Below are 19,878 nucleotides of genomic sequence, written 5' to 3' on the forward strand. Positions count from 1 at the left end.
CCGTAGTGTGCCGGTATGAGTCTCGTCAGTGATTCCGCGTTCCGTCGCGCACTCGCTCGTGCCCGTGATGGCAAGACCCTGGACGTCGCCGAGGCCACCGTGCTGCTGCACGCGCGCGGCGAGCACCTCGACACGCTGCTGGACCACGCCTCCCGAGTGCGGGACGCCGGGCTGAAGGCCGTCGGCCGCGAGGGGATCATCACCTACAGCAGGAAGGTGTTCATCCCGCTGACCCGGCTGTGCCGGGACCGCTGCGGCTACTGCACGTTCGCCACCGCGCCGCACAAGCTCGACGCGCCCTTCCTCAGCCCGGACGAGGTGCTGGAGATCGCCAGGCAGGGCGCCGCCATGGGCTGCAAGGAAGCGCTGTTCACCCTGGGGGACCGGCCCGAGGACCGCTGGCACCAGGCGCGCGAGTGGCTGGACGCGCACGGCTACGACGACACGCTCTCCTACGTGCGGGCGATGGCCATCGCGGTGCTGGAGGAGACCGGGCTGCTGCCGCACCTCAACCCCGGCGTGCTCAGCTGGCGCGACCTGCAGCGGCTCAAGCCCGTGGCGCCGTCGATGGGCATGATGCTGGAGACCACCTCGCGGCGGCTGTTCGAGGAGAAGGGGCAGCCGCACCACGGCTCGCCCGACAAGGACCCGGCGGTACGGCTGCGCGTGCTGGAGGACGCCGGGCGGACCAACGTGCCGTTCACCACCGGGATCCTGATCGGCATCGGGGAGACCGTGGCGGACCGGGCCGAGTCCATCTTCGCCATCCGGCGGGTGGCTCGCGAGTACGGCGCGATCCAGGAGGTCATCGTCCAGAACTTCCGCGCCAAGCCGGACACCGCGATGCGCGGGCTGCCCGACGCGGACCTGAAGGAGCTGGCCGCCACCATCGCCGTGACCCGGCTGGTGCTGGGGCCGCGGGCGCGCGTGCAGGCGCCGCCCAACCTGGTGGACGCCGAGTACGAGCTGATGATCCGGGCCGGGATCGACGACTGGGGCGGGGTGTCGCCGTTGACGCCCGACCATGTGAACCCGGAGCGGCCGTGGCCGCAGATCGACGAGCTGGCCGCGCGTACGGCCGAGCACGGGTTCCGGCTGCGGGAGCGGTTGACCATCTACCCCGAGTACGTGCGGGCGGGGGAGCCTTGGCTGGATCCCCGGCTGTTCGGGCACGTGGCGGCGCTGGCCGACCCGGAGACGGGGCTGGCCCGGGAGGGAGTGCTGCCCGCGGGGCTGCCCTGGCAGGAGCCTGACGGTGGGTTCGCGGCCTCCGGGAGGGTGGATCTGCATGTGGAGGTGGACACCTCCGGGCGGACGCATGATCGGCGGGATGACTTCGACCACGTCTATGGGGACTGGGACGCGCTGCGGGATCGGCTGGATCCCGCCGTACGCGTTGCGCCGGACTCCGCCGACGAGGTGCTCGCCGCACCGGCGCGGGCGGCCGGTGGGGTGTCCGCTGAGGTGCGGGAGGCGTTGCGGCGGGCTGAGAGCGATCCTGCGGGGCTCAGCGACGCCGAGGCGGTCGCGTTGCTGTCCGCCGACGGGGAGGCGCTGGAGGAGCTCACCGGGATCGCCGACGAGCTGCGGCGGCAGGCTGTCGGGGACGAGGTCACCTACGTCGTCAACAGGAACATCAACTTCACCAACGTCTGCTACACCGGCTGCCGGTTCTGCGCCTTCGCCCAGCGCAGGACGGACGCCGACGCGTACACCCTGAGCCTGGACCAGGTGGCCGACCGGGCCGAGGAGGCGTGGCGGGCGGGCGCGACCGAGGTGTGCATGCAGGGCGGCATCCACCCCGATCTGCCCGGGACGGCCTACTTCGACATCGCCAGGGCGGTCAAGGCCAGGACACCGGGCATGCACGTGCACGCCTTCTCGCCGATGGAGGTCATCAACGGCGCCAGCCGCACCAACCTGTCGATCGAGGACTGGCTGCACGCCGCCAAGGAGGCCGGGGTGGACTCGCTGCCGGGCACGGCGGCGGAGATCCTGGACGACGAGGTGCGCTGGGTGCTGACCAAGGGCAAGCTGCCCGCCCAGGAGTGGGTGGACGTGATCACCACCGCGCACCGGGTGGGCCTGCCGACCACCTCCACGATGATGTACGGGCACGTCGACACCCACCTGCACTGGGTCAGGCACATCAAGCTGATCAGGCGGCTGCAGGAGGAGACGGGCGGGTTCTCCGAGTTCGTGCTGCTGCCGTTCGTGCACACGAGCGCGCCCATCTATCTGGCGGGGATCGCCAGGCCGGGCCCCACCGCCAGGGAGAACCGGGCGGTGCACGCGCTGGCCAGGATCCTGCTGCACGGCGCGATCTCCAACATCCAGTGCTCCTGGGTCAAGCTCCGCGACGACCTGTGTCACCAGGTGCTCAAGGGCGGCGTGAACGATCTCGGTGGCACGCTCATGGAGGAGACGATCAGCCGGATGGCCGGGTCGGAGAACGGGTCGTACAAGACGATCAGCGAGCTGCGCGAGATGGTCGAGCTCACCGGCAGGCCGGTGCGGCAGCGCACCACCGAGTACGGCCGGCCGAGCGACGAGCGGCTGGCCGCGTCGGCGGCGAGCGACGGCGTGTGCCAGAGCGTGCGGCGAGTGCTGCCGATGGCCTAGCGTGCTGGGAGAATCGTCACTCCCCATCGAGAGAGGTTCACCGTGCGGTTTGGCCAACACCGCGCCGCGTTATCTCCCGAGCAGAAAAGGAAGAGAGCGCTCCGCAACGGAGTGCTCTCGGTTCTCACGGCCGTCACCCTGGTCGCGGGCATGCTGGTGGTGGTGTTCGGCGGCGCGCGGGCCCTGTGCTCGACACGAGAGCCTGTTCTGGTCGATGTGGCGGCCGCCCTGGACGTGGCTCCGGCCGTGATGCGGGCGGCCGGGCGGTTCAACGAGACGAAGACCACCGCGGGCGGGCGGTGCGTGCTCGTCCAGGTGACCGAGCGGCCTCCCGCCACCGTGCTGCGCACGCTGATCGGGGAGCGGGCGGGCGTGCTCAGTGAGCGGCCGGACGGCTGGATCGCCGACTCGTCGGCCTGGATCCGCCTGGCGCGGGAGCAGGGCGCGAGCGCGCTGCGGGCGGGTGAGACGGTGGTGGCGACCTCGCCGCTGGTGTTCGCGACCCGCTCGTCGCTCGCCGAGAAGTTCTCCATCGGCAACACGGAGATGAACTGGCGGATGGTCTTCCCGCCCACGGTGCGCGGCCGGGTGACGCCCACCGAGGACGAGCCCGACGTGGTCCGGGTGCCGGATCCGTCGCTGGCCGGGGCCGGGATCGCCACCGTCGCGGCGGCCCGGGACGTGGTCGGCACCGGGCCGGAGGCGGACAAGGCGCTGACCGCGTTCGTCCGGTGGGCGCAGGCGGGCTCGGCGCCCGACTACCGCAGCATGCTGGCGGCGGTGGACGACCGCACGTTCTGGCAGCGCCCGGTCGTCATCGTGCCGGAGCAGTCGGTGTGGAACCACAACCTGAACCTGTCCGCCGACCCGGTCGTCGCCCTGCACCCGCGCGAGGGCACGATCACCCTCGACTATCCGTACGCGGTGACCGCCACCGATCCCATGGTGGCCGAGGGGTCCGCGGCCTTCGCCGAGTGGCTGCGCGGCCCCGAGGCGCAGCGGCTGGTCCGGGAGGCGGGGTTCCGGTCGGGCGACGGGAGACAGGCCCCGATCTCGCCGGCGCCGCGGATCCCGGTCACGAACCCGAAGATCCGGTCCTCGGTGACGGACGAGGACATCGACGAGGCGTTGCGCGCCTGGAGCAGGCTCGCCCCGCCGACCAACATCCTCGTGCTGACCGACACCTCGAAGCACATGGCCGAGCCGCTCAACGGCGGCACCCGGGTCGGGGTGGCGCTGGCCGCCGCGCGGCTCGGGCTGCAGCTCTTCCCCGACTCCACGCACATGGGGTTCTGGGAGTTCGCCCACCGGCTCGGCGGCGTCAAGGGGTACGAGCAGCGGGTGGGACTCGGCCCGATCAACCGCCCGGAAACGGGCGAACTGGTCAGGCGTGGCCGGCTGAACGAGCTCACCACCACGATCACCGCCCATCCCGGCCGGGACAGCTCGCTCTACGACGCGATCCTGAGCGGCTTCCGCGAGGTCGGCGGCAAATACCGGGAGGAGATGAACAACACGCTTCTGGTGATCACGGCGGGCAGGGACGACGGTCGCGGGCTCAAGCTGGCGGAGCTGACCGAGCGGCTGCGCACCGAGTGGAAGCCGGACAAGCCCATCCAGATCATCGTCATCGCCTTCGGCAAGGGCGTCGACCGCGACGGCCTGGCGGGCATCACGGCCGCCACGAACGGCTCCCTGCACGTGGCCCAGGAGCCGGGCGAGATCATCGACGTGTTCCTGGAGGCGCTGGCCCGCCGCTTGTGCCACCCGACGTGCGGGTGAGGGGGCGCCGACGGCGGCGCCCCCTCAGGCGATCAGACCTTGCCCCACAGGGCGGGAACGTTCGGCGGCTCCCAGCCGGCGAGGGCGGTGTGCGCCTGGATGCAGCGGTAGGTGGCGCCTCCGTAGGTGACGGTCGAACCGGCCTTGTAGGCGGTGCCGGCCTTCCAGGTGCCGCCCACGGGCGAGGTCGGCGTCGGCGTCGGGGTGGGCGTCGGAGTACGGGTCGGGGTGGGCGTCGGGGTCGGGGTGGGGTCGGGGTTGCCCGCGCCGCCGCCGATCCGTAGGTCGATGCAGGCGTAGAAGGCCATGGGTGTGTCGGCGATGTTCCAGATGGCGAGGACCTTCTGCCGGCCGCTGAAGCCGGAGAGGTTCACCCGGTGCGAGACCTGCAGCGACGGCGGCTGGCGGCCCTGGTCGTTGAAGCTCGCGACCCGGGTGCCGCCGATGTAGTACTCCCACGTGCTGGTGGCGTGCTGGACGGTCAGCGTCCACTTGAAGTCGACCGTGCTGCCGACCGAGGTGACGGGCCACGCCTTGCTCTCGTCGCTGAGCTGGGCGAAGCGCGGGATGCCGCCGTGGCAGTTGCGCTGGCCCTTCGGTCCTTCGACGCTCTGCGGCTCGTAGATGATGTCGCCGCAGCCCGAGACCTTGCCCTGGGCGCAGTTGGCCTGGCGGCTCGGCGGCGAGTTGACGTAGCCGTGGGCCAGCGCCGGGGAGGTGGCGAAGATCGTGCAGGCGACGGCGAGCACCGTCACGGACAGTAAGGTGAGCAACCTTCTCATGAAGCGAGCTCCTTTACGGTGGGGGTGCGCCCAAATGTAAAGGAAACTTTCCTAACAGGTACACCAAATCGTGACTTTCTCTGAAAGTCGCAGGTCAGCGCGTCACGAAGAAGTCCTGAGGGTCGCGTGGCGCCCGATCCCGAGGGGGAGCGGCTGCGTGGCCGATCGCGACGCAGCCCATCGGATCCCACTCCTGGGGCAGGTCGAGCACCTCACGCACCACCGGGCGGCAGAACATCGTGGACGACACCCACGCCGAGCCCAGCCCCTCGACGGCGAGCTGAACCAGGAAGTTCTCGACGCCCGCGCCCGTCGCCACCACGAACATCTCCCGCTCGGCGGCGTTGCGCCGGTCGTCCCGATAGGTGTGCGAGCCCGCCATCACCAGGCACGGCACCACCAGATAGGGCGCGGCGCGCAGCACGTCGCCACGCCTGACCCGCTTCGCGATCGACTCCTCGGTGAACCCGTCGCCGCGCAGGTCCGCGATCCACGCCTCCCGCATGGCGTCGAGCAGCCGCGTCCTGGTCGAGGCCGACTCGACGAGCACGAACCGCCACGGGGTCGTGTGGTGCGGCGCCGGCGCGGCGATGCCCGCCGCGACCGCCCGCCGCACGGCGGCGGCGTCGACGGGCCGGTCCGAGAACTCCCTGATGGTACGGCGCGCGAACACGACGTCGCGTGACCCGAACCGGAACAGGTCCTCGTCGGCCGGACGCACCAGCGGCCTGACCCCCGGCCCGTCCTCCTCGGTCACCAGGTGCGCCAGCCCGCGCACGACGGCGACGGGAACCCCGTCGAGCTTGCCCTTGACCAGCTCGGCGGCGGCCGCGATCTCGTCCACGAGAGCCGTCACAGTGGCGTTGAGCGGATTGCCGTGGGTGTCGGTGCCGCCCCGGAAGTCCGCCAGCGGCGTCACGCCCGCCGCGCCGATGGCCACGTCGGTCAGCCCGTGCCGCCACGGGCGGCCGAAGGTGTCGGAGACGATCACGCCGACCTTGGGCGTCAGCCCCGACCGGATCCGGCGCGCCGACGCGTCGGGGTCCTCCGGCAGCAGGAGCACGGTGCCGGGATCGGTGTTGGAGGCGTCCACCCCGGCGGCGGCCATGACGAAACCGTGCCGGGTCTGCGAGATCACGGTGTCGCCGCGCCGGGCCACCACCCGGTCGGTCTCGTCCTCGATCGCCTTGACCCGGTCGGGAGCTTCCCGGATCCGGCCCTCGGCCTTGCTCACGATCTTGGAGGTGACGACCAGGATGTCGCCCTCGCGCACGTCGGCGTCCCGGAGCAGGGCCGCGATGTCGTCACCGGGGCGCACCTCCCCGATGCCGGGCACGCCGAGGATCTCGATCTGCTGCGGGGTGGTCATCGGGCGAGCTCCTGTGCCAGGTCGAGGGCGGCGCGGGCGATGGCCGCCGTCGCGTCCGCGTCGTGCATGAGCAGCGGCCGGGCCTCGACCCGGACGCCGTCCAGGGCGACCGCCGAGTCCTCGGGGGCCACCAGCCAGCCGCCGATCAGGTCGGCTCCGTACAGCTCCAGGACGGCCTGGGCGCTGGTCTCCACCCCGATCGCCGTCAGGCAGGCGTCGGCCATGCCCCGGACCGGCGCGCCGCCGATGATGGGGGAGACGCCCACCACGGTCTTGGCCGTGAGCGCGTCGCGGATGCCGGGCACCTGGAGGATGGTGCCGATGCTGACCACCGGGTTGGACGGCGGCAGGATGACCACGTCCGCGTCCGCGATCGCGTCCAGCACCCCAGGGGCGGGCTTGGCCGTGTCGACGCCGACGAGCGCGAAGGACTCGGCGGGCACCGACGCGCGCAGCCTGACCCACCACTCCTGGAAGTGGACGGCCCGCTTGCCGTGCTCGTCGGAGATGATCACGTGCGTCTCGCACCGGTCGTCGCTCATCGGCAGCAGGCGCACCCCCGGCTGCCAGCGGGCGCACAGGGCCTGGGTGATCTGGGAGAGCGGGTAGCCGGCCTCCAGCATCTGGGAGCGGACGATGTGGGTGGCGAAGTCGCGGTCGCCCAGGCCGAACCACTGCGGTTCGACCCCGTAGGCGGCCAGCTCCTCCTTGACGACGTGCGTCTCGGCGGCCCGGCCCCAGCCTTGCTCCTCGTCGATGCCGCCGCCCAGGGTGTACATGACGGTGTCGAGGTCGGGGCAGACCCGCAGGCCGAACAGGGTGATGTCGTCGCCCGTGTTGCCGATCACGGTGATCTGGTCGTCAGGCGCGATGGCGCGCAGGCCACGCAGGAAGCGGGCGCCGCCGATGCCGCCGGCGAGGGACACGATGTGCATGCGGCCCAGTCTTCCACCGGGGTTTGGTGACACTTCCCACAGGAGCCGATTTCGCCCTCGCCACATCCCCAGCATGGGCGTGATTCGCGGGGAAGATAACGTTTATTGTGATCTACGGGCTGCATGGGACTCCCACGGGGCCAGTCCATGATGTGGCAAACTCCCTTCGGGCTAAAGGGTCCGTTGGGGGTAGTTGTGAGCAAATTAGACGTAGCGCGGTTGAAGGAGCCGGCCGCCTGGATCATGTTGGCCGCCGGTGGGCTGGACATCCTGCTGACGCTGGGCCGGATCCTGATCGGCTCCTCCGGGCCACTCGGTGGCAGCGGGCCGTCCTTCACCGAACGGGCTTTCGGCCACTTCTTCAGCCTGACCAGCCCGCTCAACGTGGCGCTCGTCCTGGGGGCGGTGCTGCTGGTCACCAAGGTCGGCCGGCCCTCGCCCAAGGCCAAGCCGATCGCCTACGTCGCCGCCGGCGCGCTCGCGGTCGCCACCGTGTTCGGCGCGCTGTCGCTGCTGCTCGGCCTGTTCGCCGGCAACGGGGCGCGGGCGACCGTGGAGTTCGTGCTCACGGGCGCGCCGATTCTCGCGCTGGCCGCCGTCGCGCTGGTCTACCTGCTGCCGCAGGTTCTGCCCGAGCGACGCGCCACCGGCTACCAGCAGAACTACGGCCCTCAGGGGTACGCCCAGCAGCCGCCCTCGCAGGGCCCGCCCGCCTTCGGCCAGCAGCCACCGCCGCAGGCCCAGCAGGGGTACGGCCAGCAGCCCCCCGGGCAGTCGGGCTATGCCCAGGAGTACGCGCAGGGCCAGCCGGGATTCCCGCCGGCCCAGGAGTACGGCCAGCAGCCCCCTCCCCAGGGACAGCAGCCGCCGTACGGCCAGCAGCCCGGGTACACGCAGCAGCCTCCGAGCTATGGCGGCCAGCCCGAGCAGCCTCCGTACCAGCAGCAGCCCTACAACCCGCAGGGCCAGCCGTTCGCCCAGCAGGACCAGCCCGCGCAGCCCCCGCAGCCCGCCCAGGACGCCTACCAGCCGCCCCAGCCCCGCGCGGCGCTCCCGGCGCTTCCTGCGGCCCCGTCCGACCGCGAGCCGAGCCGGTCCGAGCAGCCGGCCGGCCAGTTCGAGGCGGGCTACGGCCAGGCCACCGCCTCCCAGGACCCGTACAGCACGCCCGCCGCCGGCTCCCCGGCCCAGGACGGGTACAACTCCCCGGACGCCTACAGCACGCCGGCACCGGACGCGTACAACCCGCAGAGCCAGGACTCCTACGGTTCGCAGGCCCAGCCGTCCCACGCCGCGTACGCGCCGTCCGAGACCGCGCCGGACGCGACGTACCCGTCGCAGCCCGAGTATCAGCCGGCCCCGTACGTCCCGGCGGACAGTCAGCCCAACCAGTACGGCCACCCGAACCCGTACAGCCCCTCCGACAGCCAGTCGAACGTGTACGGCTCGGCGGACCAGTACGCGCCTCCGGCCGACAGCCAGCCGAACCCGTACGCCCCCCAGCCGGACAGCCACGCGGGCGCCTACGCTCCGGCGGACAGCCAGCCCAACGTGTACGGCTCGGCCGACCCGTACGCGCCTCCGGCCGACAGCCAGCCGAACCCGTACGCCCCCCAGCCCGACAGCCAGCTGGGCGCGCACTCCGACAGCCGGCCGAACAACCTCTACGCCGCGCCGGTGGAGCAGCCGGGCGCGTTCGGCTCCGGCTACCCCACGACCGAGACGGCGCCCAGCGTGCCGTACCCGCAGAGCGACCCCCAGTACGGCGGCCAGCAGCCCTACTACGACCGCCCGTCAGCGTTCGACCAGCAGGCAGGGCAGCCGGCGGGGCAGCAGGGCGGCCAGCACGGCGGCCAGCAGGCGGGGCCGCAGGGTGGGCAGCCGTTCACCGGCTATTCCGGCAGCGAGTTCTCCACCCCGGCCCAGGAGCCCGCCTTCCAGGAGCCGGACCCGCCCGTGGACCCGCGCTCACAGCAGCTCCTCGACGCCTACCAGCAGGCCGACACCTACCAGTCGGGCGTGGGTACCCAGCCTGACCTGCGGGTCCCCGACTACGGCGCCCAGGGCGCCAGGCCGCACGACGACCTGTTCGGCAACCCGCAGCAGCAGGGCCAGCCGCAGCACGGCCAGCAACAGGGCCAGCCGCAGCACGGCCAGCAACAGGGCCAGCCACAGTACGGCCAGCCGCCGCAGGCTCAGCAGCCCTACCCCGGCCAGCCCCAGCACTCGCAGGCCCCGTACGACCCGCAACAGGCCGCCTACCCCCAGCAGCAGGGCCAGTACGACGCCCAGGGCTACCGGCCGCAGCACCACCAGGCGCCGGCTTGGGGCGCGGACGCCCCGGCGGCCGACTCAACCATCCGGCTCGACCAGTCGGCACTGCGCGGCGACGCGCTGGGGGAACAGACCCGCCAAGGGGATGACCCAATAGACCCAACGGCTATATACACCCCCAATGAGCCACGCAGGTAACGGACCGGCAAAGCAAGGCTAGAGAAGAGGTGGCGCACAGGGCGGAGCTCTATCCCGCCCTGCTACGGTTCCGACCGCTGACAGCGTTGAACACACCCGTCCATGGGCCAGGACTCTGGCCCGAACCGGGTGCGAACATCACATGCCAGGCACGACCGGGGCGAGAGCTGGTCTTTCCCCGGATACCAGCATGCCGCTTGACGCCACGTACGGCACACGCGTGTAATTACAACCATGTTGTTACGCCTTCCCGTGGGTGGGTACAAGGAAGGCGTTCCATGGGGGGCTCCATTGCGGGCGGGCGGCAGGGAGGTGTGCAGTGACCGATTTGGTCATCGCACAGGATCAGCTTGACGCTGAAGAACTCGGCTGGCAGGAGCGCGCACTGTGCGCGCAGACGGATCCAGAGGCGTTCTTCCCGGAAAAGGGCGGCTCCACCCGAGAGGCCAAGAAGGTGTGCCGATCGTGCGAAGTTCGTGCTGAGTGCTTGGAGTACGCACTCGAGCACGACGAGCGCTTCGGCATCTGGGGTGGGCTGTCCGAGCGGGAACGCCGACGGATCAAACGCCAGGCCGTATAGGGATAAAGCGGGGAGGGGCCGCACGGATCACCGTGTGGCCCTTTTTCGTGTCCTAGCGGCGCTCGTCGTAACCGGGGTCGACCGTGTCGGGTGACAGGCCCAGCAGCGTGGCCACCTGCTCCACCACGGTGTCGTGCACGAGCGCGCCCAGCGTGTCACGATCGCGGGCGCGGGCCTCCAGCGGACGGCGGTAGACCACGACCGAGGCGGGGCTCTGCCCCTTCGCCGTGTCGGCGCGGCCGAACGGGATGGGGCCCGAGGAGACACCGGGACCGTCGCCCAGCTCGCTCAGCGGCGGCACCTCCTCCACCGCGAACTCCACGGCGGACAGCTGCTTGTCCCACTTGGGTCTGAGCCGGTCGACCGCGTCGAGCACCAGGTCGTCGAAGCGCTCGCTACGGGCCCTGGCCATGGGCACGTAGGAGGGTGCGAGCGGCCCGCGCAGGCCGCGACCGTGCCGGTCACGCCGCCGGGGACCGCGCTTGGAAGTCACACGGCAAGTCTAAGGGTGAGGCGCCTTCGGGGCATGTAGGTGGAAAGCCTGCGACAGGTGTCCGAATTGTGGCGACACGCTCGTTAAGAGCGCCCAGATAGTGGCGTCCCGCACTCTTACCAGATACGGTCCCTCCGTGAGCCCCGTCCGCCGCTGTTCCCGCACCGCTTGCAGTCAGCCTGCCGTCTTCACGCTCACGTACGTATACGCCGACTCGACCGCAGTTCTCGGCCCCTTGGCGACGTACGCCGAGCCACACTGTTATGACCTGTGCGCCGAACACGCCGAGCGGCTGACCGCTCCCCGCGGCTGGGAGGTCGTCCGGTTGCCGACGGACGGCGGCTCGCCGAGCTCCGACGACCTCGAAGCGCTGGCCAACGCGGTCAGGGAGGCCGCCAGGCCCACCCCCTCCGGCGCCGGCGAGCCTGTCGGCCAAGGCGTCGAGGTAGGCCGACGTGGGCATCTTCGCGTTCTCAGGTCGGCCCAGCAGCACCGTGACCGGTAGGCTCGTCCTGGCCGTACAGACGACCTAGGGGCGGAGCTGGAGTGGGCGATCTCGCCAAGATCTTCAAGGCTTACGACGTTCGCGGCGTGGTGCCGGACGAGCTCGACGAGCCCATCGCCGAGGCCGTGGGGGCGGCCTTCGTCGACGTGACCGGCGCCGAGTCGGTCGTGGTGGCGCATGACATGCGCGATTCCTCCGTGCCGCTCGCCGACGCCTTCGTCCGTGGCGCGCGTTCTCGCGGCGCCGACGTGGTGCACGCCGGGCTCGGCTCGACCGACCTGCTCTACTACGCCAGCGGCAGCCTCGGCCTGGCCGGTGTGATGTTCACCGCCAGCCACAACCCGGCCCGCTACAACGGCATGAAGATGTGCCGCGCGGGCGCGGTGCCGATCGGCGGCGACACCGGCCTGACCGAGATCCGCGACCGGGCGGCCGAGCTGATCGGCGACACGGGGGCGCCCACCGGCTCCCTGATCGAGAAGGACCTGCTCCAGGGCTATGCCGACCATCTGCGCACGCTGGTCGACCTGTCCGCCAACCGGCCGCTCAAGGTCGTCGTCGACGCGGGCAACGGCATGGGCGGCCACACGGTGCCGGCCGTGTTCGCCGGGCTGCCGATCGAGCTGACCCCGCTCTACTTCGAGCTCGACGGCGCCTTCCCCAACCACGAGGCCAATCCGCTGGAGCCCGCCAACCTGCTCGACCTGCAGAAGGCCGTGGTGGAGGCGGGCGCCGACGTGGGGCTGGCCTTCGACGGCGACGCCGACCGGTGCTGGGTCGTCGACGAGCGGGGCGAGTCGGTGTCCCCGTCGGCGATCACCGCCCTGGTGGCGGCGCGTGAGCTGGCCAAGCACCCCGGCTCCACGATCATCCACAACCTGATCACCTCGCGCGGCGTCCCCGAGATCGTCCGCGAGCACGGCGGCGAGCCGGTGCGGACCCGCGTCGGCCACTCCTTCATCAAGGCCGAGATGGCCCGCACCGGGGCGGTCTTCGGCGGGGAGCACTCCGCCCACTACTACTTCCGCGACTTCTGGTTCGCCGACTCCGGCATGCTGGCGGCGATGCACGTGCTGGCCGCGCTCGGCGAGCAGGACCGGCCGCTGTCGCAGGTCGTGGCGGCCTACTCCCGCTACCACGCCACGGGCGAGATCAACAGCACCGTCGCCGACCAGGACGGCGCGCTGCGCCGGGTGCGGGCGGCGTTCGCCGGGCGGGGCGAGGTCGGCGACCTCGACGGCCTGACCGTGAGCGCCCCCGGCTGGTGGTTCAACCTGCGGGCTTCCAACACCGAGCCGCTGCTCAGGCTCAACGCCGAGGCGGCTGACGAGACCACGATGACGGCGGTCCGGGACGAGGTTCTCGGCCTGCTCAGAGAGGTGACACAGTGAAGATCGACGACTGGCTGCTGGAGATCCTGGCCTGCCCGGCGTGCAAGTCACCGCTGCGCGTGGAGGGCGAAACCGAGGAGCTGGCCTGCACGGGATGCGGCCTGATCTATCCGGTCCGTGACGACATCCCGGTGCTGCTCGTCGACGAGGCCAGGAAGCCGTGACCTGGGAGCCGGAGCGGCTCGACGACCAGCGCCACCTGAGCGAGGGCGATCCGGGGGGCATGCTGCTCGCCGTGGCCGCCTCGGCGGCCCAGGTGCGCACCGGCCACCGGTGCGCGATCGAGGCGGGCGTCGTCGAGCGGCTGTCGGCGGACGGGCGGCCGAGGGCGGTCGTGGTCGCGGGCATGGGCGGCTCCGCCATCGCGGGCGACATCCTGGCCGCTGTCTGCGGCAACAGCGCCCCGCTGCCGATCGTGACCCTGCGCTCCTACCAGCTGCCCGGCTGGGTGGGCGCCACCGACCTGGTGGTCGCGATCTCCTGGACGGGCGAGACCGAGGAGACGCTCGCCGTCGCCACCGAGGCGGTGCGGCGCGGCTGCACGCTGCTGGCGCTGGGGCCCGCGGGCTCCGCGCTGGAGTCGGTGGCCACCCAGGCGTCGGCCGTCCACGTCCCGCTGCCGACGCGGGGGCAGCCCCGGGCCAACCTCTGGCTGGTGACGGTCCCGCTGATCGTCGCCGCCGCCTCGCTGGGCCTGGTACGCCTCGACGAGGCGATGGTCGAGCAGGTGGCCAAGTCGCTGGAGGACATCGCGCACCGGTGCCGGCCGTCCAGCGAGTCGTTCGTCAATCCGGGCAAGTCGCTGGCCATGGAGCTGGCCGAGAGCGTGCCGATGATCTGGGGCTCGTCCCGGCTGGCGGCCGTCGCGGCCTGCCGCATGGCCGGTCAGCTCAATGCCAGCGCCAAGTATCCGGCGATCCCCGGCGAGCTGCCGGAGGCCGGCCACAACCAGGTGGCCGCGCTGGACGGGCCGCTGGCCGAGCGTGACATCTTCGCCGAGACCCCGGGCCGCTCGCTCAGGCTCGTGATGCTGCGTGACCTGGAGGAGCATCCGCAGGTGGCCAGGGCGCGCGAGGCCGCGGTGCGGCTGGCGCACGACCGCGGCGTGCCGGTCACCGAGCTGGCCGCCGACGGCGCCCATCCGCTGGAGCGGCTGGCCTCGCTGGTGGGGCTCGGCGACTACGCGAGCACCTATCTGGCGCTGGGCTACGGTATCGATCCGACCCCGGTGGCGGCGATCTCGGAGATAAAGGCCAGAATTTCGCAATAGGATCTCGTTTCAGGCCTTCAGTAACATGATCATGAGATTGGGAGACCCCCGGTGAGCGCGAGCGGCGGAACCAAAGCAATCCTTGCGGCATTGGCGGCGAACACCGCAATCGCTGTGGCGAAGTTCGTGGCTGCGGCCTTCACCGGATCCTCCTCGATGCTCGCGGAGGGCATTCACTCGGTCGCCGACGCGGGCAACCAGGCGTTGCTGCTGGTCGGAGGCAAGCGGGCGAAGCGGGCCAGCACCCAGGAGCACCCGTTCGGCTATGGTCGCGAGCGTTATTTCTACGCCTTCGTGGTCGCGGTCGTGCTGTTCGCCATCGGCGCGCTCTTCTCCCTCTACGAGGGCTTCCACAAGCTCTCCGACCCGCACCCGGTGGAGTCGGCGGGCTGGGCGTTCGGCGTGCTGATCTTCGCGATCATCGCCGAGATCTTCTCGTTCCGGACCGCGATCCAGGAAGCCAACGCGGTGCGCGGCAAGCAGTCGTGGATGGCCTTCATCCGCAGGTCCAAGGCGCCCGAGCTGCCGGTCATCCTGCTGGAGGACCTGGGGGCGCTCTTCGGCCTGATCTTCGCGCTGTTCGGCGTGACGATGGCGGTCGTCACCGGCGACGGCAGGTGGGACGCCGTCGGCACGCTGATGATCGGTGTGCTGCTGGCCATCATCTCGGTCATCCTGGCCGTCGAGACCAAGTCGCTGCTCCTGGGTGAGGGCGCCTCGGAGGAGATGGAGACCCAGATCCGCACCGCGCTGGAGGCCACGCCGCAGGTGGATCGCGTCATCCACATGCGCACGCTGCACCTGGGCCCCGAGGAGTTGCTGGTGGCGGCGAAGATCGCGGTGACGAACAACGACACGGCCGCCGAGGTGGCCGAGGGGATCGACGAGGCTGAGCGGCGCATCCGCGAGGCCGTGCCGATCGCCCGGGTGATCTACCTGGAGCCGGACCTGTACCGTACGCCGAGCAACGCCTGATCCGGCGCCGCGCCTCGGGGCGCGGCGCCGATCACTCGTGGCCGGTGACGCAGGAGGTGCCCGCGTCGGTCTGGTCGAACAGGCAGCGGCTGTCCTTGCCGAGCGTGACGACCTTCTTGACGGTCCTGAACTGCTTGAGCGTCGCGTCGATGGTGCGCAGGATCCGCGCGTCGCCGCCCACGCCGTTGCCCCACACGGTCCGGCAGAAGCGGAGTGTGGCCGTACCTTTTGTGATCTTGATGGTGAAGTCGGCGCCGCAGTCGGACCTGCCGCGGATCTGGCCGCCCAGCTCGGAGTGCAGCCCCCGGCGTCGCTCGGCCGCGGTCGGGCCCGCGATGAGCTGCTGCAGCGCGAACGTGGCGACTCCCCGGTCGGGGGCCTTCCTGGTGACGGGGACGACCTTGCCAGGGACGCCGAACCCGTGGGAGAAGTAGACCTTCACCTCGCTGCCGGCCTGCACCGGGGACAGGGCGAGCACCGTGGCCATCAGCAGCTCTCTCATGTCCTGTTGGATGTCCGGCCGGGGGCGGAGGTTCGCAGCAGCCGCAGCGCCTTCTCCTGCTCGAAGTCCAGGGCCCGGCGCGGCACCTGGATGCGGCCGATCCGCACGCCGAGGTCGCGCACGGCCGCCGCCACCGCGGGCTCGCTGAGGGCGCGCAGGGCGAAGGCCAGCTCGGCGGGGGAGACGTCGAACCGCTTCTCCAGCTCCACCGCCTGAGCCACGGCGGCCAGCTCCTCGGCGCCGAACCGGCGGTGCGCGCCCTGCTCCCGGATCGGCGGGAGCAGGCCGAGCGCCTCCCGGTACCGGAGCATCCTGGGGGACATGCCGAGCCGCTTGGCCGCTTCCGTGATCCGCATTCTTACATTCTTACGTCAGGTTCAGTGCTCTAGTGATGCGAGGGGGCGGTTCGGCCGCCTAAACTCATCGCGACACCACAGTGATGCGAGGGGAATACCCGATGGACTTCAAGGTCGCCGACCTTTCACTTGCCGACTTCGGCCGCAAGGAGATCCGGCTCGCCGAGCACGAGATGCCCGGCCTCATGGCAATCCGCAAGGAGTACGCGGCCTCCCAGCCCCTCCGCGGCGCGAAGATCATGGGCTCCCTGCACATGACCATCCAGACCGCCGTCCTCATCGAGACGCTGGTCGCGCTCGGCGCCGACGTCCGCTGGGTGAGCTGCAACATCTTCTCCACCCAGGACCACGCGGCGGCCGCCGCCGTCGTCGGCCCCAACGGCACCGCCGACGACCCGCAGGGCGTCCCGGTCTTCGCCTGGAAGGGCGAGACGCTGGAGGAGTACTGGTGGTGCACCGAGCAGGCCCTCACCTGGCCTGACGGCGACGCCCCCAACATGATCCTCGACGACGGCGGCGACGCCACCATGCTCGTCCACAAGGGCGCCGAGTACGAGAAGGCCGGCGCCGTCCCGCCCGCCACCGAGGACGACCCGGAGGAGTGGCACGTCGTCATCGAGGTGCTCAAGCGCACGGTCACCGGCGACAAGCGGTGGAGCAGGATCGCCGAGAGCATCAAGGGCGTGACCGAGGAGACCACCACCGGCGTGCACCGCCTCTACGAGATGCACAAGAACGGCCAGCTGCTGTTCCCGGCGATCAACGTCAACGACTCGGTCACCAAGTCGAAGTTCGACAACAAGTACGGCTGCCGTCACTCCGTCATCGACGGCCTCAACCGCGCCACCGACGTGCTGATCGGCGGCAAGGTGGCCGTGGTCTGCGGCTACGGCGACGTGGGCAAGGGCTGCGCCGACGCGCTGCGCGGCCAGGGCGCCCGGGTCATCGTGACCGAGATCGACCCCATCTGCGCCCTCCAGGCGGCCATGGACGGCTTCCAGGTCACCACGCTGGACGAGGTCGTCGGCATCGCCGACATCTTCGTCACCACGACCGGCAACTTCAAGATCATCACCGCCGATCACATGGCGAAGATGAAGCACCAGGCGATCGTCTCCAACATCGGCCACTTCGACAACGAGATCGACATCGTCGGGCTGGCCAAGACCCCCGGCATCGAGCGGCGCAACATCAAGCCGCAGGTCGACGAGTGGGTCTTCGCCGACGGTCACTCGATCATCCTGCTGGCCGAGGGCCGCCTGATGAACCTGGGCTGCGCCACCGGCCACCCGTCGTTCGTCATGTCCAACTCGTTCACCAACCAGGTGATCGCGCAGATCGAGCTGTTCACCAAGACGGCCGAATACCCGATCGGCGTCTACACCCTGCCCAAGCACCTGGACGAGAAGGTCGCCCGCCTCCACCTGGACGCGCTGGGCGTCAAGCTCACCGAGCTGACCAAGGAGCAGGCCGCCTACATCGGCGTCCACGTCGAGGGCCCGTACAAGTCGGACCACTACCGCTACTGATCTTCTGGCGAGCGCGCTCCGGGGGGCTGCCCTCCCGGAGCTTTGTCTTATCAGCGCACAGACCAGATCAGCGCACAGACCAGATCAGCGCACAGACCAGATCAGCGCACAGATCAGATCAGCGCACAGATCAGATCAGCACACAGACCATCTTTCACTGCAGGCCGAGTCACCCGCACGCGACCAGCGAGCGGGTGGCCGTCCTCTTCGGTTAGGGCTCGGGCATGGATCTCAGCGACAGCGGCGAGCGGCAGATCTCCTGGGCGGCCCGTTCGATGCCGGTGTTGACGGCGATCGGCGAGCGGTTCGCCGTCGAACGGCCGCTGGCGGGGCTCAGGATCGCCGCCTGCCTGCACGTCACCGCCGAGACGGCCGTGCTCATGGGGGCGCTGAAGGCGGCCGGCGCCGAGGTCGCGCTCGCGGCCTCCAATCCGCTGTCCACCCAGGACGACGTGGCCGAGGCGCTGCGTGGTTACGGGATCGCCGTGCACGCCAGGGCCGGGGTCGACATGGCCACCTACTACCGGCACATCCACCAGGCCCTCGACCTGGGCCCCGACCTGGTCCTGGACGACGGGTGCGACCTGGTCAACATCCTGCACACCGAGCGGACCGACCTGCTGGCCGGGGTCTCCGGCGGATGTGAGGAGACCACGACCGGGATCATCAGGCTGCGGCAGATGGCCGCCGAGAAGGCGCTGACCTTCCCCGTCGTGGCCGTGAACGACACCCGTACCAAGCGGATGTTCGACAACCGCTACGGCACCGGGCAGTCGACGCTCGACGGGATCATGCGGGCCACCAACATCATGCTGGCCGGGCGGACCGTGGTGGTCGCCGGGTTCGGGTTCTGCGGGCGCGGGGTGGCGGAGCGGGCCAAGGGGCTCGGTGCGCGGGTGATCGTGACCGAGATCGACGCGGTGAAGGCGCTGGACGCCACCCTCCAGGGCTACGAGGTGTGCCCGATGGAGCGGGCGGCGACGACCGGCGACCTGTTCATCACCGTGACGGGCAACCGCGACGTGATCAGGGCCGAGCATCTGTCCGCCATGAAGGACGGGGCGATCCTCGCCAACGCGGGGCACTTCGACGTGGAGATCGACGTCCGGGCGCTGGACGAGATGGCCCAAGAGGTGCGCCGGGGGGTGCGGCCCAACACCGACGAGTACGTGCTGCCCGACGGGCGGAAGCTGCTGCTGCTGGCCGAGGGGCGGCTGGTCAACCTGACCGCCGCGGAGGGGCATCCGGCGGCGGTGATGGACATGTCGTTCTCGGCGCACGCGCTGGCCGTAGCCTGGCTGGCCCGCGAGCGGGCCGGGCTGGCTCCCGGCGTGTACGACGTGCCCGAGGACATCGATCATGAAGTGGCCAGGCTCAAGCTGGCGGCGACCGGGATCGGCATCGACGTGCTCACCGGCGACCAGCGGGCCTACCTGCACTCCTGGCGGGCGGGCTCCTAGCCGCTCGTCAGCCGCCCCTAGCCAGAGGTCTGGATCTGCCGCATGCGGCGGATCTCGGCCAGCTGGGTCACCGCGATGTCGTTGGCCAGCTCCTCGATCCTGATATGCGAGCCGCCGGTCAGCACCAGCTCCGACATCTTGATCGCGCCCTGGTGGTGGGCGGTCATGAGCTCCAGGAACTGCCCGTCGAAGGCCTGGCCCGAGGCTGCCTTGAGCTTGTCGAGCTGCTCCGGGGTGGCCATGCCCGGCATGCCCTCGTGGGCGGCGTGATGGTCGGGGACCCGCTGTCCCTGTTCCTGCAGCCAGGTGCGCATGAACTGGATCTCCGGGCCCTGGGTGTCCGTGATCCGTGACGCGAGGGCCTTGATCTTGGCGGAGGAGGCCCTGTTGGGCGCCAGGATGGACATGTCGAGCGCCTGCTGGTGATGGACGATCATGTCCTGGACGTACTTCACGTCCGCGGCGTTCGCGGTGGGCTTGGGCACCGCCGTCGCGGCCTCGCCGGGTGACAGCGTCCTGGCCTCCTCACCGGGCCGGCCCGGTGCGATCACCGGAGCCGTGGAGTCGGCTCGTGGCGCCTGTGGCGGGGTGGCGGTGCAGCCCGACAGGGCGATGACCGTGCCCCCGACGATGCCCGTGACGACGATGAGCGCGGCGCGCACCCAACCTCCCTGACTGATTAGGTCGGAAATGCGCAGTATACGACGCAAAAATGATCTGCGTAAGAGGACAAACAGGCATAAGATTTGACATCTTGCATGCTGGTCGGGTCAGGCCATTCGGGGTGAAGATTTCATAGTTTATGCCGCCTTTATAGGGAGAAATCGGGAGATCTCCCCGTCTGGCCATCATGTG

General features: G+C 70.6%; 18 protein-coding genes. 11 read left to right on the plus strand and 7 right to left on the minus strand.

Annotation, left to right across the window (positions count from 1 at the left end; all coding sequences use genetic code 11):
- Positions 1 to 15 precede the first annotated feature (15 nt).
- Positions 16 to 2,622 (plus strand): bifunctional FO biosynthesis protein CofGH, encoded by a 2,607-nt coding sequence (locus tag ACIBQX_RS25240; RefSeq protein ID WP_397008480.1) that lies wholly within the window; start codon positions 16 to 18, stop codon positions 2,620 to 2,622.
- 111 nt (positions 2,623 to 2,733) lie between these two features.
- Positions 2,734 to 4,404: a substrate-binding and VWA domain-containing protein gene (locus ACIBQX_RS25245; RefSeq protein WP_397008482.1), complete on the plus strand. Its 1,671-nt coding sequence runs from the start codon at positions 2,734 to 2,736 to the stop codon at positions 4,402 to 4,404.
- A gap of 32 nt (positions 4,405 to 4,436) precedes the next feature.
- Here the strand turns inward: ACIBQX_RS25245 and ACIBQX_RS25250 are convergent, their stop codons facing one another.
- The 3 genes from ACIBQX_RS25250 to cofD all read right to left on the minus strand — a co-directional run bounded on the left by ACIBQX_RS25250 (position 4,437) and on the right by cofD (position 7,490).
- On the minus strand, positions 4,437 to 5,186 hold the full coding sequence (locus tag ACIBQX_RS25250; protein ID WP_397008484.1) for a lytic polysaccharide monooxygenase: 750 nt from the start codon (positions 5,184 to 5,186) through the stop codon (positions 4,437 to 4,439).
- 94 nt (positions 5,187 to 5,280) lie between these two features.
- Positions 5,281 to 6,555, minus strand: a complete 1,275-nt coding sequence (locus ACIBQX_RS25255; protein WP_397008486.1) for a coenzyme F420-0:L-glutamate ligase — start codon at positions 6,553 to 6,555, stop codon at positions 5,281 to 5,283.
- Positions 6,552 to 7,490 (minus strand): 2-phospho-L-lactate transferase, encoded by a 939-nt coding sequence (gene cofD / locus ACIBQX_RS25260; protein WP_397008488.1) that lies wholly within the window; start codon positions 7,488 to 7,490, stop codon positions 6,552 to 6,554. Before cofD ends, ACIBQX_RS25255 begins: the two co-directional genes overlap by 4 nt.
- Before the next feature lie 195 nt (positions 7,491 to 7,685).
- Here cofD and ACIBQX_RS25265 point away from each other — a divergent pair, with 195 nt between their 5' ends.
- Together ACIBQX_RS25265 and ACIBQX_RS25270 are read left to right on the plus strand one after the other, a co-directional pair.
- Positions 7,686 to 9,962, plus strand: a complete 2,277-nt coding sequence (locus ACIBQX_RS25265) for a hypothetical protein (protein WP_397008490.1) — start codon at positions 7,686 to 7,688, stop codon at positions 9,960 to 9,962.
- A 319-nt stretch (positions 9,963 to 10,281) separates the two neighbouring features.
- Complete coding sequence (locus tag ACIBQX_RS25270; RefSeq protein ID WP_049564653.1) at positions 10,282 to 10,542, plus strand: WhiB family transcriptional regulator; 261 nt, start codon at positions 10,282 to 10,284, stop codon at positions 10,540 to 10,542.
- A 52-nt stretch (positions 10,543 to 10,594) separates the two neighbouring features.
- Here ACIBQX_RS25270 and ACIBQX_RS25275 read toward each other — a convergent pair whose 3' ends face one another.
- The gene (locus ACIBQX_RS25275; protein WP_397008492.1) at positions 10,595 to 11,035 is read right to left on the minus strand and encodes a metallopeptidase family protein; all 441 of its coding nucleotides are present in this window, start codon (positions 11,033 to 11,035) and stop codon (positions 10,595 to 10,597) included.
- 136 nt (positions 11,036 to 11,171) lie between these two features.
- Here ACIBQX_RS25275 and ACIBQX_RS25280 point away from each other — a divergent pair, with 136 nt between their 5' ends.
- From ACIBQX_RS25280 to ACIBQX_RS25300, 5 genes are read left to right on the plus strand one after another with little or no spacing between them, the layout of a single operon-like run.
- Positions 11,172 to 11,540 (plus strand): DUF3499 domain-containing protein, encoded by a 369-nt coding sequence (locus ACIBQX_RS25280; protein ID WP_397008494.1) that lies wholly within the window; start codon positions 11,172 to 11,174, stop codon positions 11,538 to 11,540.
- A 41-nt stretch (positions 11,541 to 11,581) separates the two neighbouring features.
- Complete coding sequence (locus tag ACIBQX_RS25285; protein ID WP_397008496.1) at positions 11,582 to 12,931, plus strand: phosphomannomutase/phosphoglucomutase; 1,350 nt, start codon at positions 11,582 to 11,584, stop codon at positions 12,929 to 12,931.
- On the plus strand, positions 12,928 to 13,095 hold the full coding sequence (locus ACIBQX_RS25290) for a Trm112 family protein (RefSeq protein WP_189138818.1): 168 nt from the start codon (positions 12,928 to 12,930) through the stop codon (positions 13,093 to 13,095). Before ACIBQX_RS25285 ends, ACIBQX_RS25290 begins: the two co-directional genes overlap by 4 nt.
- Entirely contained in the window at positions 13,092 to 14,201 is a 1,110-nt protein-coding gene (locus ACIBQX_RS25295; RefSeq protein ID WP_397008498.1) for an SIS domain-containing protein, read from the plus strand. Before ACIBQX_RS25290 ends, ACIBQX_RS25295 begins: the two co-directional genes overlap by 4 nt.
- 51 nt (positions 14,202 to 14,252) lie before the next feature.
- Positions 14,253 to 15,176: a cation diffusion facilitator family transporter gene (locus tag ACIBQX_RS25300; protein ID WP_397008500.1), complete on the plus strand. Its 924-nt coding sequence runs from the start codon at positions 14,253 to 14,255 to the stop codon at positions 15,174 to 15,176.
- Positions 15,177 to 15,207: 31 nt separating this feature from the next.
- Here ACIBQX_RS25300 and ACIBQX_RS25305 read toward each other — a convergent pair whose 3' ends face one another.
- The gene (locus tag ACIBQX_RS25305; RefSeq protein WP_397008502.1) at positions 15,208 to 15,678 is read right to left on the minus strand and encodes a GerMN domain-containing protein; all 471 of its coding nucleotides are present in this window, start codon (positions 15,676 to 15,678) and stop codon (positions 15,208 to 15,210) included.
- Positions 15,675 to 16,034, minus strand: a complete 360-nt coding sequence (locus ACIBQX_RS25310) for a MerR family transcriptional regulator (protein ID WP_397008504.1) — start codon at positions 16,032 to 16,034, stop codon at positions 15,675 to 15,677. Before ACIBQX_RS25310 ends, ACIBQX_RS25305 begins: the two co-directional genes overlap by 4 nt.
- A gap of 101 nt (positions 16,035 to 16,135) precedes the next feature.
- Here ACIBQX_RS25310 and ahcY point away from each other — a divergent pair, with 101 nt between their 5' ends.
- Together ahcY and ACIBQX_RS25320 are read left to right on the plus strand one after the other, a co-directional pair.
- Positions 16,136 to 17,563 (plus strand): adenosylhomocysteinase, encoded by a 1,428-nt coding sequence (gene ahcY, locus ACIBQX_RS25315; RefSeq protein ID WP_397008506.1) that lies wholly within the window; start codon positions 16,136 to 16,138, stop codon positions 17,561 to 17,563.
- A 224-nt stretch (positions 17,564 to 17,787) separates the two neighbouring features.
- Positions 17,788 to 19,023, plus strand: a complete 1,236-nt coding sequence (locus ACIBQX_RS25320; RefSeq protein WP_397008508.1) for an adenosylhomocysteinase — start codon at positions 17,788 to 17,790, stop codon at positions 19,021 to 19,023.
- Positions 19,024 to 19,040: 17 nt separating this feature from the next.
- Here the strand turns inward: ACIBQX_RS25320 and ACIBQX_RS25325 are convergent, their stop codons facing one another.
- Positions 19,041 to 19,685 (minus strand): DUF305 domain-containing protein, encoded by a 645-nt coding sequence (locus ACIBQX_RS25325; protein ID WP_397008510.1) that lies wholly within the window; start codon positions 19,683 to 19,685, stop codon positions 19,041 to 19,043.
- Positions 19,686 to 19,878: the final 193 nt, after the last annotated feature.

Origin of the sequence: Nonomuraea sp. NPDC049714, from assembly GCF_044465295.1 — a bacterium.
In the GTDB taxonomy this organism is placed as follows: domain Bacteria; phylum Actinomycetota; class Actinomycetes; order Streptosporangiales; family Streptosporangiaceae; genus Nonomuraea.

Excerpts from the sequence above, each read along its gene's own strand:
- cofD (WP_397008488.1), bottom strand. The coding sequence starts at position 7,490 with ATGCACATCGTGTCCCTCGCCGGCGGCATCGGCGGCGCCCGCTTCCTG.
- ACIBQX_RS25310 (WP_397008504.1), bottom strand. The coding sequence starts at position 16,034 with ATGCGGATCACGGAAGCGGCCAAGCGGCTCGGCATGTCCCCCAGGATG.
- ahcY (WP_397008506.1), top strand. The coding sequence starts at position 16,136 with ATGGACTTCAAGGTCGCCGACCTTTCACTTGCCGACTTCGGCCGCAAG.
- ACIBQX_RS25240 (WP_397008480.1), top strand. The coding sequence starts at position 16 with ATGAGTCTCGTCAGTGATTCCGCGTTCCGTCGCGCACTCGCTCGTGCC.
- ACIBQX_RS25250 (WP_397008484.1), bottom strand. The coding sequence starts at position 5,186 with ATGAGAAGGTTGCTCACCTTACTGTCCGTGACGGTGCTCGCCGTCGCC.
- ACIBQX_RS25255 (WP_397008486.1), bottom strand. The coding sequence starts at position 6,555 with ATGACCACCCCGCAGCAGATCGAGATCCTCGGCGTGCCCGGCATCGGG.
- ACIBQX_RS25320 (WP_397008508.1), top strand. The coding sequence starts at position 17,788 with ATGGATCTCAGCGACAGCGGCGAGCGGCAGATCTCCTGGGCGGCCCGT.
- ACIBQX_RS25305 (WP_397008502.1), bottom strand. The coding sequence starts at position 15,678 with ATGAGAGAGCTGCTGATGGCCACGGTGCTCGCCCTGTCCCCGGTGCAG.